Source organism: Shewanella sp. 10N.286.51.B8, from assembly GCF_041469325.1.
Classification (GTDB): Bacteria; Pseudomonadota; Gammaproteobacteria; order Enterobacterales; family Shewanellaceae; genus Shewanella.
Window position 1 is genome coordinate 51,867 of sequence record NZ_JBFRKG010000049.1, and the last position, 13,837, is coordinate 65,703.

At 43.0% G+C, this 13,837-nt stretch carries 10 protein-coding genes and 1 pseudogene; all 11 read right to left on the minus strand.

The genetic code is table 11. The features are described 5' to 3' along the window. Positions 1–4 precede the first annotated feature (4 nt). Positions 5–358 (minus strand): hypothetical protein, encoded by a 354-nt coding sequence (locus AB4160_RS17135; RefSeq protein WP_102440412.1) that lies wholly within the window; start codon positions 356–358, stop codon positions 5–7. A gap of 372 nt (positions 359–730) precedes the next feature. After that, the gene (locus AB4160_RS17140) at positions 731–1,198 is read right to left on the minus strand and encodes an N-acetyltransferase (RefSeq protein WP_102532116.1); all 468 of its coding nucleotides are present in this window, start codon (positions 1,196–1,198) and stop codon (positions 731–733) included. Between the two features lie 107 nt (positions 1,199–1,305). Then, positions 1,306–3,291, minus strand: coding sequence for an NERD domain-containing protein kinase family protein (locus AB4160_RS17145; protein WP_102440414.1), 1,986 nt, complete (start codon positions 3,289–3,291; stop codon positions 1,306–1,308). Positions 3,292–3,422: 131 nt separating this feature from the next. Further along, entirely contained in the window at positions 3,423–3,815 is a 393-nt protein-coding gene (locus AB4160_RS17150; protein WP_102440415.1) for a ribonuclease E inhibitor RraB, read from the minus strand. A 10-nt stretch (positions 3,816–3,825) separates the two neighbouring features. Continuing rightward, positions 3,826–4,059, minus strand: coding sequence for an RNA-binding S4 domain-containing protein (locus AB4160_RS17155; RefSeq protein ID WP_372005630.1), 234 nt, complete (start codon positions 4,057–4,059; stop codon positions 3,826–3,828). Positions 4,060–4,147: 88 nt separating this feature from the next. Further along, the gene (locus AB4160_RS17160) at positions 4,148–4,969 is read right to left on the minus strand and encodes an SDR family oxidoreductase (protein WP_102440417.1); all 822 of its coding nucleotides are present in this window, start codon (positions 4,967–4,969) and stop codon (positions 4,148–4,150) included. 30 nt (positions 4,970–4,999) lie between these two features. Next, positions 5,000–6,205: an HD-GYP domain-containing protein gene (locus AB4160_RS17165; RefSeq protein WP_372005632.1), complete on the minus strand. Its 1,206-nt coding sequence runs from the start codon at positions 6,203–6,205 to the stop codon at positions 5,000–5,002. A gap of 273 nt (positions 6,206–6,478) precedes the next feature. Next, positions 6,479–6,940 (minus strand): annotated as a pseudogene (locus tag AB4160_RS17170) (DUF2919 domain-containing protein); the annotation flags it as partial. A 149-nt stretch (positions 6,941–7,089) separates the two neighbouring features. Beyond that, the gene (gene ligA / locus AB4160_RS17175; protein WP_303445935.1) at positions 7,090–9,096 is read right to left on the minus strand and encodes an NAD-dependent DNA ligase LigA; all 2,007 of its coding nucleotides are present in this window, start codon (positions 9,094–9,096) and stop codon (positions 7,090–7,092) included. Positions 9,097–9,161: 65 nt separating this feature from the next. After that, positions 9,162–10,226: a cell division protein ZipA gene (gene zipA / locus AB4160_RS17180; protein ID WP_102440420.1), complete on the minus strand. Its 1,065-nt coding sequence runs from the start codon at positions 10,224–10,226 to the stop codon at positions 9,162–9,164. A 29-nt stretch (positions 10,227–10,255) separates the two neighbouring features. After that, a complete protein-coding gene (locus AB4160_RS17185; RefSeq protein ID WP_102440421.1) occupies positions 10,256–13,681 on the minus strand; it encodes a chromosome segregation protein SMC in 3,426 nt (1,141 codons plus the stop codon). Between the last annotated feature and the right edge of the window lie 156 nt (positions 13,682–13,837).

Sequence of the window (13,837 nt, forward strand, 5' to 3'; positions counted from 1 at the left end):
GAGCTTAGATTTCACCCGTCACAATGCAGTAACCAGTAACGGCCTCTTCACCGTGCACTTGAACCTTGGCATATAACTTATGATCAGCTAGCGGGTAATGATTGTATAAAAGGTAAGTGGGTGTTTCGCTGATGTCCTGGCCATCAACTGCATCGATGCGATAAATATTACTTAAGATCGGCGATTTATAGCCATCAATGTTAACCACAGGTTCATTTGAACGTAAAATATCAATATTAGCCATGGTGATATCATCACCACCAGCAACAGTGCATGATAGATCACTTGCATGCGCCATACCTGTCAGCGCGGCGATGCTCAAAGTTGAAACGAGTAGTGTTTTTTTAAAAGAGCTCATCAGGTGTTACCTCAATATCGTAAGTTATAGCTATTTTAATCAACTTACAGCAATTGAATAAATCCCATATGAAGGATATGACCCTACCACAAGCTAATTTGCATGACTCAAGTGTAGTATAAGAATACTGGCGATGATTCACCCTTCAAATAGGCCGCTTAAATGGGCTTTATATTGGCCAACATCGCTATCGATATTCGTTTTTTAATCACATCATTACTCATAAAGGCCTTTAGTGGTGTCATGCCTAAAAACTGATGGGCTTTATAGGGGCGCTGTATTTTTCGAGTTTATCAGCCAAGAAGTGCCGTTCTAGTTAAAGTAACCAACAAGAAAATTATAAAGTCACGCTAAGCTACACATCACTTGTGCCTATTCATTTAGCAAAGGATGATCTTTAACCGACAAGCTATACGAAAAAAAGCGGCTATCTTTTACAAAGCCAATTTTCTCATAGACAGATTGAGCAGGAAAATTCACTTTCGCGGTGCTTAAATCAACCCTTACGGCTTGAATACCGCGAGCCAATTCAATAGAGCATCGGATAAGTAAATTAGCGGCGCCTTGATTTCGATAGTCTGGCTCAACAAATAGATCATTTAACACTAATACTTTACCTAGCTCTGTGGATGAAAAACTTTGATAATTAAGCACGAAACCAATCGCTTTATCCGCTTCAGTGTAAGCCCCAAAAATAAACGCTTCTTGATTATTTAACCGTTCCAGCAAATAGGTAGCATACTCAGTCACGGCTTGCTCAACCCCGTAAAAATGCATATATTGGCTAAACAGAGGCAAAACATCATCAAGTCGTTCAGCAGTAATGCGTTTAATAATCATGGGATCCCTCTTACATTATCCTCGAATCATATAAGCCAATACGGCTTGTACCGGCTTTTGGGGCAAACATCCTTCACATAAGCCTGAAGGGCTATAAATCAAGATAACTACAAGCCAGAGTTTTGATACTCAACTTCATCGAGCCCTAACTGCTCGGCATAACTGCGGTTAGGAACGATACGAAATTCAAATTTCAAAATACTTAAGCAAGCCTCAAAAAAGCCTTCGCCAAGCCACTGCTTATCAAAGCTCATTAAGGCGTTAATCATGGCATCTGCGCCACTGCCTTGTTTAATCGACTCTGGAGAAATCGCATCGACAACACTTGCGACCAAGCCATATAAATCTTTTTCAGCATCGCCTTCTACAGACCACATAGTCGGATCGGCATATTGCGCAGCGTAATGGCTGGCAGCTATATCAGAACCTATACCAAAGTTTACTAAGGTAGCCTTACCGTCTCGGCAAATGATATTTTTAGGACAAATGGCCCCATGGTGAATATCTAAACTGTGCAAGTATTGTAGTGCTGTTAATAGTTGAATAAACCACAACCTGGGTTGACCCACTTGTATTGTGGCCACTTCATCTAGCGCGACCCCTTGTACCCAATCTCTAGCAATGAATAAATCATCCGACTGTGGCAATTGCCCAAATGCCAGCACACGCTCAACATGTGGATGATAAATTTTAGCCAGGCTGCGATACATGTTACTCAGGGTGTGCCATTGGTTATCCACATCTTGATAAACACTGACGCAGCATGGGAAGTTCCCTTGTAAATGCAATGCCCGCCATAGCTGGCTGCGAGGCGTTGCTGAAATAAAGTGATCGAGGCGGTAATGATGATCAACCACCGCGCCCTGCTCGATAACGATTTTGTGCGGTAAAGTGTCACACACACCTAAATCGATAACTGCAGATAAATCACAACGAATCGCGTCAAGGTCAATGGTGCTGCCTTTGGCTGCAGCGCGATACCATTGGTAAATACGTGGTTGTACGGTTTTTTCAGCTAATTCTAAAAAGGCCGTGGCATAAGCTTGTATATCTTCACTGGTATTAAGTGAATCTTTAATATCAATAAATTCAACGTCAGCGTCATCTGAGATAAATATACAATTATCTTCCCAGCCACCTATGGTGTAACCGCGGCGATGGATTTGCTGTAAGCCGGTGACACTGCGGCGCAGAATTTCTAACAGCTGATAAGTGGTTTGCTGTCCAATATCAAAAATATTCAGTGGCACACCACGGGGCATTCTGATGGGCAAGACCACCTGTTCACCATCTTGAATAAGTGGCGCGCAAAAAGGCACGCAGCTACAACCTGAAAGTGACTGAATCCGTTTAAATTCATCACGCAATTTTTGCTCGTGATAATTGGCATCAATACTGTCGTCAAACTCACTGGTCACCAGTATTTTCAACAGCCATGGCGCGGTCCAGCCACCCGGATTATATTCTGATTGCCAAACTTCCAAGCCTTGCTGCAGGAATAAACATTTGAGCTTAATGAAATCTTGAATTTTGTTGTTACGTTGCTCAACCAGTGCCACCTGGCCTATGGTGTCTAATACCATTTCTTTTTGAGTGTCGGTCACAGGATGAATATGCGGCGCCGTTAAGCCCCACTCTTTGGTTAACGCGGCGATGATTTTTGCAGGGGTATAAATACTCAGTTTACCGGTATCTTTTTCAACCAGAATTTCTTCGCCTTTACGCCCTGTAACAAACACCATGCCCTGACACCAAGGAGCATAAACGCCCACAGGAATTTTGTTCTTTAATTTACCCGCTAATACTCGGGCGACATAATTGGCTTTTGATAAACTATTGTCCACATGACGACCATCCAGTGACCAAGCATGTAAACCAGCGTTTAAGCGACCAATGTAGCCTTTTACGTCAACCACATACACACCAAACTCACCGACAACTAAGGCGTCAACCTCCATTGCTTGGCCAGTTTGAGTAGGAATTTCTACATTGGTTAAAAGGAGATAATCTTCAGGAAGTTCGTCAGATAAAAGAGAAAATGCCCAACGTTCGGCATCATTGACTGGGGTACCAAAGCTAATGTGTCTTGCCATTTAAAATGCGACTCCATAAATACTGCGGGATATTAACTTCCCTTAACTGCATATGGCTCCATCCTATAATATAAAGACACAAAAAAACCACCTAATTGGTGGTTTTTGTTTTCAATATTTTAACAGGCTAACTAGTGGGTGTGTGAGCAGTTGTCGTCACATTGATGCTCATCATCAGCAAACTCGTCATCACCTTCTTGATGTTGCATTACGCCCCATCCATCTGTCATGCCGTCAAACTCTTGGGCAAAGGTGTTTAACTCAAGTTCTTTAGCCACCAAGTCATCATAAGTTGGCACCATGTTTAAACAAACAATCAGCTCCCACTTTTCGATTTCTTCGCTAAAGTTAAGCTCTAACTCACCATTTGAGCCCATTGCTGCGAGTGCTTCTAATGCTGATTCTGCATCGCGTTGATCATCAAAAATCAAAAAGAAATCAACATCAAGTGCTACAGTTAAGTCAATACCAGACTCAGCCATTGCGGCTAACATTTTACCATTGTCATCATCAGGGAATTGCATGCTTGTATCCTTATGCTGTGGCAAGAATTTGAATTTTATCGCCATTAAATTCAATGACATCACCAACGACACACTTTTTACGCTTACGTGTGTCAACTTCGTTGTTTACTGTGACTAAGCCTTCAGAGATGACATGCTTAGCTGCACCGCCACCATCGACTAAACCTTGTACTTTTAATACTTTATATAACTCAACAAACTCATCGCCACTCAAAAGTGCGAATTGTGCAACTTGGCTGCTCATTCAATTTTGGCCTTTAATCATAAATATGGGTTGCATTATACCTGATCACTGCTTAATACCAACCATCTCGCCGCTAACGAGTTATCAATTAACAAGCTGCTAGCATTTTTAGCGGATCGGGATGAATATAGTTGAAATTAAGCTGTTGGCAAATCAAATTACCATTTATTACTTTACTGGCTAATTGGGTTTGATTAAATTGCGGCGCTGCTAAGCCCAAGTCAGCAGTCGCTGCTTGGTAAAACTCAACGCGAGTAGGATGACTCGGCGCAGTTAAATTGTAATAGCTCGACACATTTTTCCCTGAGCTCGTCGCCGCCAATATGGCCTCTATTGCCTGAATGCAATCATCAAGATGAACCAAATTAACCGCGACATTTGCGCCGCTAACATCGGTTTTACCAGCAAAAAACTTACCCGGATGGCGCTTAGGGCCAATTAAGCCTGCAAAGCGCACGATACAAGCATTATCCATTGCAGCAATTAACGACTCCGCAGCCAATAATATTGCACTTTTATCATCATATGCCGCAGCATCCGCTTCGGTCATTATGCGATTTTTAGCAGGATAAACCCCTGTGGTACTGATAAAAATCACCCGCTGATATTGGCGCGGTGCAATCAAGTTGACCAAGGTTTGAATATGCTCAAGATAATGACTTTCACCTCGGCGCAGGCCCGGCGGAATATTAATGATTAACGCATCGGCTTCAAGTAAGCCTTCAAGCTGTGTTGCTTCAATATTTTGCTCACTTAAATCTAGCTTATAAGCATCAATACCCAGTGAGGATAACTGCTCACAACCGGCTTGGGTTCGCTTAGTGCCGCTAACCTGATAACCTTGTTTAACTAATCTTGTCGCTAATGGCAGGCCAAACCAACCACAGCCGATAATTGCAATACAGTTCATGAAAATCCCACGGGTTAAAAAACGCTAAAATTAATCATTAATATGGCAAACATAAAAACATACAGGGGCGTGAACTTCTAGCAAGTTAGCTAGTTTTTTTGATAAATCTTCTAGTTTTACCGTCTCAACAATCGTTACCCCTTCATCAATTAAGCATCTAAATCTGGCCTGAGTACCATGAGCTGAACAACTAACTACATGGGGCTGCTTAGATGCGGTTGATGTCATCATTACCTTGGCGATACTACCATCGGACAATTTAACAATGGAGCCCGGAGGAAAAACGCCTAACGTTTTCACTAGTATGCTAATCAAGGCTTTATCATGTTTATCAGCACGGCTTTTAAATAAGGTGCCTAATGCCAATTGTGCTGAGCCTGTGCTTTCTAACAATACCGTATAGTCATTCGCTAGAATCACGATTTGGGTCAATAAAGGAATGTGATTTTTGGTGAGTTTATTGGGGTAACCACTACCATCGATATACTCATGATGATGTAGCACAATATCCAACATGGCTTTAGGGAATAAACCACTTCTATCTAGCATTTCATAGCCGATATTGGGATGGGTCTTTATATAGTTTCGCTCGTGACTAGTTAAATCAATGCGTTTGCGACGTATGGCATCAGGTATTTTTAATTTGCCAATATCATGAAACACACAGCCTAACGCAAGATCTCGCATTTGCGCAGGGGCTAACTCAAGGCTGTGCCCCATTAAAATGGATAACACAGCAACCGAGATCCCATGCTGAGCCATGTTTATTTCTTTATCAGCACAGTTAACTAATCCAATTTGTGGCTGTTTGGTTTCATGTAAATGGGTTAATAGTAACTCCACGACTGTCACAGCTTCTCGATGTGATACCGGCGGATCACTAATGACTTTACTATATGCGGGGCGAAGATTACTGCAGGCTTTACTGAAGCGAACTCGACTTGTATTTACTGACTTTTTGATTATGGCGTTAATATCAAACGCGGGGGCTACTTCCGCAGCAACCACAGGTTGACTGATAACGGGCTCAACAAATAAATGCTGACCGTCAATCACAGTCACATAGTTAATGCCTAAGCTATTAATCAGTTCAATTTCTGCTTGGGAGCTAATCAGTACTTTATTACGAAAAAACGGATTATTAAACCACGATAACGGCAGTTTTACCGTCATACCGACCACCAGTTGTGATAACGGTATATTGATAGGCTCAGTTTTAGCCACTACTTTAGCCAAGATAAGATCCTTTTTAACCGCCATAGCAGCCGCTGGTATTGGTTTTTATTTCTGTCAGCTACTATGACTTAACATGTTTTACTTATTCACCTTTATCGAGTCGGTTATTTCTGTTGCAATAACTTTATTAGACACGCCTCGATTATGTTTGGCTGACTCGACAATCTTTTGAGTATGCTGCGCGGCTTGTGACTGTTCATCTGGCTCATAAAGTTGAGCATCTTGTTGTTCTTTCGCCATGGCAAGTTCAGCTTCTACTGCCATATAATCGGCTTCATTTTGCCAATCTTTAAAATAATGCTGCAATCGTTTTGATTTTAATAAATAAATAGCTGACCAAAAGATAAATAATGCATCAAGTGCAAAGCTGACTTTGAAAACAAAATGATCGTGAACCAGGCGTTGGCTAAGTAATAAAGCATCAACAATCAGTAGTAGCCATAGAATGTACTTAATCTGATTAAATAGCGGCCTTAATACCTGTGGGCTGCGTTTTCGCTCCGCAATCACTAATCCATAAATAATTACCGCACCAACCCCGCTCGCTAATGCCAGTAAAAAATCGCTTTTTTCAGGATAAAATAGTCTCACGAGCCCAGTGCGATCGTTAAATTGGGTTAACGATGCAATAAAGACACACCAACCACGGGCGAGAAAGATCAGCATTAAATACAAAAATATCGGCGGTTTTATATGGCCCTTGTCATCAAGCCAAGTGATATTGCTAAAATTCACAGGGTATCCAGTTTATTAGGTAAAGGCTTACTTGCTTAGTTCGAAGCTAGGTAAGCCTTAACTTATGCTATTAATAAATTGCCAGTAGCTACTTTTTAAGATTATTTAAAGCGACTAATTGTTAGTGATTAGTGTTTGTTAATTAATAATTAGTGACTTAGCAAATCTAATAAGCCTTGTTCATCAATCACTTTCACGCCTAAGTCTTGGGCTTTGGTTAACTTAGAACCTGCAGCCTCCCCCGCGACTAAACAGTCGGTGTTTTTAGAAACACTGCCGGCCACTTTTGCCCCCAGCGCTTGTAACTGCGCTTTAGCATCGTTGCGATTTAACTGAGTTAAGGTACCTGTTAATACCCAGGTTTGGCCTTTAAGGCTTAAGGCTGACTCATCAACGGCTTCAAGAGCAGGCCAATTTACACCCGCAGCGACTAACTTATCAATCACTTCAAGGTTATGGGGCTGAGCAAAAAAATGCGCTATATGTTTGGCAACAATCACGCCGACATCATCCACTTCAATTAACTCATCAATGCTGGCCGCTTTAATGGCATCAAGGGTTTTATAATGGCTGGCTAAATTGGCTGCGGTGGCTTCACCAACTTCACGAATACCTAAGCCATAAATAAATCTTGATAAGGTAGTGGTTTTGGCATCATCAATGGCGGCAACCAGCTTAGTCGCCGACTTCATTGCCATACGTTCTAGCATGGTGATCATCGATGCTGTAAGGGTAAACAGCTCAGCAGGGCTTTGTACTAATTCTTTATCAATCAGTTGCTCAACCACTTTGTCGCCCATGCCATCGATGTTTAATGCTTTGCGAGAGGCAAAATGTTTAATGGCTTCTTTACGCTGGGCTTCACAAAATAAGCCACCACTGCAACGTGCTACCGCTTCACCTTCAAGCCGCTCGACTAAACTGTCACACACTGGGCATGCTGTCGGGAAGGTAATCTCTTTAGCATCATCAGGGCGCTTTTCAGCCACAATGGCAACAATTTGCGGGATAACATCACCCGCGCGGCGAATAATCACCGTATCGCCGACTTTTACGCCTAAACGCGCAATTTCATCAGCATTGTGAAGCGTGGCATTTGATACAGTAACCCCGCCAACAAACACCGGTTTTAAACGCGCAACCGGCGTCACCGCACCGGTGCGGCCGACTTGAAAATCAACCTCTTCAAGTAGCGTCATCTCTTCTTGCGCGGGAAACTTATAGGCGATGGCCCAGCGCGGCGCTCTAGCGACAAAGCCTAAGGTTGTTTGTTTGGCAATATCATTTACTTTAATTACCACTCCGTCTATTTCATAAGATAAACTGCTGCGGCGCGTCATAATATCGCTATAGTAAGCAAACACTTCAGGTAAGCTGTCACAGACTTTAACTTCTTGACTAACAGGTAAGCCCCATTGTCTTAATTGGGTAAGCTGGCCAAAGTGACTCTGTGCCATTGTCGAGCTTTCACCTTCGACCACACCTAGAGCATAAGCGTAAAAGCCTAATGCGCGCGTGGCGGTGATTTTGCTGTCTAATTGACGAATACTGCCAGCGGCGGCATTACGTGGGTTAACAAAAGTCTTCTCGCCTTTGGCCTGTTGACGCTGATTAAGCGCATCAAATGCTGCTTTAGGCATGATCACTTCCCCACGCACCTCCATCAGTTCAGGGAAATCATCACCCCGAAGCTTTAACGGAATCGAGTTAATGGTGCGCACATTATCTGTGATGTCTTCACCTACGCTGCCATCGCCTCGCGTTGCTGCGCGCTCTAATACGCCATTACGATATAAAATACTCACCGCTAGACCATCAAGCTTTGGCTCACAGCAGTAACTGACCGTATCTACTTTATCACTAATACGTTTATTAAAGGCTTCAAAGTCTGCTTGCTCAAAGGCATTATCTAAACTGAGCATCGGCTTTAAATGGGTAATTTGATCAAACTTGGCCAGTGGCGCGCCGCCAACTCTTTGGGTGGGAGAATCAATGCTAATCAACTCAGGATGAGCCGTTTCAAGCGCGATAAGGCGCTGCATTAAACGGTCATACTCAGCATCAGGAATACTCGGCGCATCATCCACATAATAAAGAATATTATGACGGTGTAGTTCACTGCTAATTTGCTGTATTTCTGTTTTAATGTCTTGCATAAAATCACTCATCTAAAAAGCAAACAAGGCCGCAAGTGCGGCCTCATTGTAAAATATAATAAAATTTAAGAAACGGCTCGAATTCGGCTTAAGTATGCTTGTTTATTAGTATCAGTCCAGGCGTTACGCTTGTCGTCTAACACTTCAGCGCCTAAGTCATCAGCCAGTTGCTGGGCTGAATTAAGCATAATTGAGAAATTTCTTAACGCATCGCCATGGCAAGGCAATGTCATAAATAACACCACACCTTGAGTGGCAAACTGTTCCATATTGTCAGGGTCAAATACCCCAGGCTTTAACATGTTAGCCATGGAGAATAGCACTTTTCCATTACCGGCATTATCTTGATGACGATGGAAAATATCCATATCGCCGAATTTAAAGTTAAGCGATAACAAACAAGGTAATAGCTCGGCGCCTTGTAATTGTTCACCGTCACGGGCAACCACATGCAGTACTAATACATCTTGCGGCTCGCCAAGTGGCTCTTCTACTGGCTCAGCCTTTGGCGCAGTTTCGACAACAGGAGTGAGCGGCTCTTGTGCTAAGGTTTGATGTTCTGGCGAATGAACACTTGCAGAGCTCACATTAGATTCAGCTTTGGTTACTGAGGCTTTTTCAATAGGGTCGTCAATAAAAGGTTCATTAGAGTCATCATTAAACTCTTCACCAAACAGCGCTTGCTGGGTTGGTATATGCTCTGGTTCTTTGGCAGCGGTAGTCATTACGGGATCTTTTCTACCCGGATGGTAACTTGGCGCTTGCACATTCACTGCTGATTGGTTTTGTAGGCCAATGCCCTTTTTTGAACCCGCTGCAGTAATTTCTAGCTCTGCACTATCAAGTTGACTGCTGCTTACATTAGGCTTTAAATGTGGGCTAACCTTCGACTGTCTCATAACAGGCTCAACTGAGACCTCGTCAGCTTTAACCCGTCTCACTTCACCAATACCATCAGCGTCAAACCCCTGTGAGTCACGCTGCTCTGCTTGGCCTTTATAAAACCCCGTCATTGGGTTGTCTTTTAACGTTTTAGGTTGTTGTTTACGAATAGACCAAAACCCATGTACCAATACTGCGATAATCGCTATTGCGCCTAGTATTGACAAAACCAGTTGAAAATCTTCCATTGGTGACCCTGTAATCCTATTTATTCTATTTATTCAGCGTCGGCAAGTGCCACCGCTTCTTCGATATCGACTGCGACTATACGTGAAACGCCCGGTTCATGCATAGTGACACCTATTAATTGATCAGCCATTTCCATGGTGATTTTATTATGGCTAATATAAACAAACTGCACACTCTGTGACATCTCTTTTAATAAGCGGCAAAAACGCTCAACGTTGGCATCATCTAAGGGTGCATCAACTTCATCAAGCATACAAAATGGTGCTGGATTTAGTCTAAATATGGCAAATACTAATGATAAAGCGGTTAAGGCTTTTTCTCCACCACTAAGAAGGTGAATAGTACTATTCTTCTTGCCGGGTGGTTGCGCCATAATGGTCACACCCGTTTCAAGTAAATCATCATCCGTTAAGGCTAAATAGGCTTTACCACCGCCAAAAACCTTAGGGAATAACTTTGATAAGTCCGCATTGACCGCATCATAAGTGGTTTTAAATCGAGTGCGAGTTTCCTTATCGATTTTACGAATGGCCTCTTCAAGTGTGGCTAAGCCTTTATTTAAATCATTATCTTGATTATCTAAATAAGCCTTACGTTCACTTTGCTGCTCAAACTCTTCGATTGCCGCGAGGTTAATGGCCCCTAAATGACTGATTTGAGCTCTTACTTTATCAAGGTTTCGCTGCCATACAATGACTTTAGCTGTTTCAGGAATATGCGCTATCACATCTTGAATCTTTATCTGTTGTTCTTCAAGTAACTGAAATTGGCCATCGGCCTGACCTTTTAATCCTTCACGACGTAACTTTAACCCGCTGAGAGACTGAGTCAAGTTTTGCAGTGCACCAAGCTGTTGTTTTTGAATCAATACCGCACTATCGAGCCGAGTTTGTAACTCTGCCTGCTGTGTACGATTTGAATTCAGTAATTGTTGTTTAGCTTGCTGAATGTCGAGTTGCGCGTTTAATTGTGTTTGCAGCTGTTGTAATTGCTGCTCACCTAAACTGGCATTAGTTTGCTGCGAAGATTCCCGCAGCTGCTTGATTTGCGCTGTGGTGGACTCGCTCTGCTGGGTTTGCTGGCTAATATTGGCTTGTAATACTGCTACTTGAGTGTGCAATTGTTGCATTTTTTGCCGGCAACTATTGCTATCACGCTCTTGCTGACTGCGGTTAGCTTTATAATCTCGTAGCTGCTGACTGGCAGTTTGCCAATCTTGATTTACTTGCTGCTGGGTTGCCAACTGCTGTTGATGCGTTTGCTGGGATAACTCAAGCTCGGCAGTTAATCGCTCTATCGCTTGTTGACCTGCGCCAATTTGTCCTTGCAGCTGAGCCACTTGTTCATCAAGGCTTTTTTGTCGGCGTAATCTGTCTTGTTGCTGCAGCACCAAACTGTGGCTCTGAGCATCAAGCTTACTGCAATCTAATTGCAACTGGTGATGTTTAAGTTGAGATTGACTCAATTGCGCGTGAGCATCGCCAACTTGCTGAGTTTGTAAGCTCACTTGCTGCTGCAACTTCAACAATTGCTCATTTAATTGGCTAATTTGTATTTGTAATTGCTGGTACTCATTTTTAAGTGCCAGCTGTGATTGCTTAGAGTCGGCTTTTTTAAAGACAAAGCCATGACCCACTAAATAACCATCTTGAGTGGCAAAAATGCCATCTGAGCTTAACTGCTTAAGCTGCGCTTTTGCCTCATCAACACTGGCACACCAGCTTACATGGTGAAGCCAAGGGGATAAATTAACCGCAGCGCTAATTTGGTGATTCAGCGCGCTCACCTCACCTGTGGCAATAAAACCACTCACTGATGGGCCAATTGCACCACCAGCATCAATCACTTTGGTGGCTAAAATGCCTTGCAGTAATACATCAACAGCCTTTTCCCAGCCTGGCGTTACCTCAATGGTTTGCCATAAAGCTTGCTGATCATCGTCATTGCTGGTTAGCCATTGCTCAATCAGCTCACTTCTGGCGCTTAGTGACGATAACTGCTGTTTTTGCTGCTGATAATCTTCACTTGCCTGAGCTAGCTGTTGTTGCTTATCTTCAAGTTCATCAGTGAGTTGATGTTTGATTTCATCTTCTAATTCAAGTTGCTCTTTAAGGGCGGTTAACTTGAGGTCAAGTGCGGTTAATTCAGCTTGTGAGTCAGACTCAGTATTTCGCTGCTGCTCAGCACTAAGTTCGATTAACTGCTTTTGTTGCTGCGACAGCATTTGTTGTTGATGCTGCAATTTGCTCTGGGTTAGTGCCGCTGCCATTTTGGCATTCGCCGCGCCATCAGATAACACCGATAAATGCTGCTGTAAGTCTGCCGCTTTTTGCTCAACATCTTGCAGCTGAGCATCAATAACGCCCAGCGCTTGTTCTGCTGCAACAAGTTCAGGTTTGCCCTCAGCTAACTGCGCCGTTAATTGTTGCTCTTGCAGCATCAAGGTTTGCAACGCATTACTAGCAACTTGCTGCTGCGAAATGAGATCTGCTAATTGTTTTTCCAGCTGATTATCTTGTAGCTGTTGATGTTTAAGCTGTTGTTCAAGCTTAGCGATTTCTGTGCCTGCTTGATAATACTCGGCCACCAGCTGTTGCTCAGCAGCGGTTAATTCTGCAATTTGGGTTTTAAGCTGAGTAAGGGTTAATTCAGTGGTTTCACCATCTGCATTGGCAGCAGCTAAATTAACTTCAAGTTGTAAAATCTCTTGGGCAATATTGTCGCTTTGGTTTTTAAGCTCTTGATAGCGCATCACCAACAATTGCGCATGTAAGTCACGTTCTTGTTGCTTAAACTCACGATATTGCTTGGCGGCCTGCGCTTGTTGTTCAAGCTTGTCGATTTGGCTACCGAGCTCTAAGCGAATATCGCCCAATCGCTCCAAGTTTTCACGGGTATGACGAATACGGTTTTCAGTTTCACGGCGGCGTTCTTTATAACGGGAAATGCCTGCTGCTTCTTCAATAAAAACCCGCAGTTCTTGGGGTTTAGATTCAATAAGACGCGAAATCGTCCCCTGCTCGATAATGGCATAACTTCGTGGGCCCAAACCTGTGCCCATAAATAAATCGGTAATATCTTTACGGCGACACTTTTGACCATTCAAAAAGTAATTTGAGTCACCATCGCGACTGACTTGTCTTTTTACCGATATTTCTTGATAACTGGCATATTGGCCTGCTAATCGACCATCGAGATTTTCAAAGCTCAACTCAATGCTGGCAACTGACACGGGTTTTCTGGCGCTAGAGCCATTAAAAATCACATCCATCATCGAGTCGCCACGCAAATGCTTAGCAGAGCTTTCGCCTAGCACCCAGCGCACGGCATCAATGACATTGGATTTACCACATCCATTGGGGCCTATAATGGCCGTTAAAGGTTGGTTGAAGGGAATTTTGGTGGAGTCAACGAACGACTTAAAGCCAGCAAGTTTTATTTGTTTTAATCGCATTGTGCTTGTGAAGTTGTTCCAGTGAGATTGATTAAGAAGCGTCGATGAATAATCATCTCGTCTGCGTAAGACGGATAAAGTACAACTTTACCAATCGCGCTGCATTTTGTAACGATTTTTATGACTTAAACACACTTTAAGGCTTGTTTTCCGCTC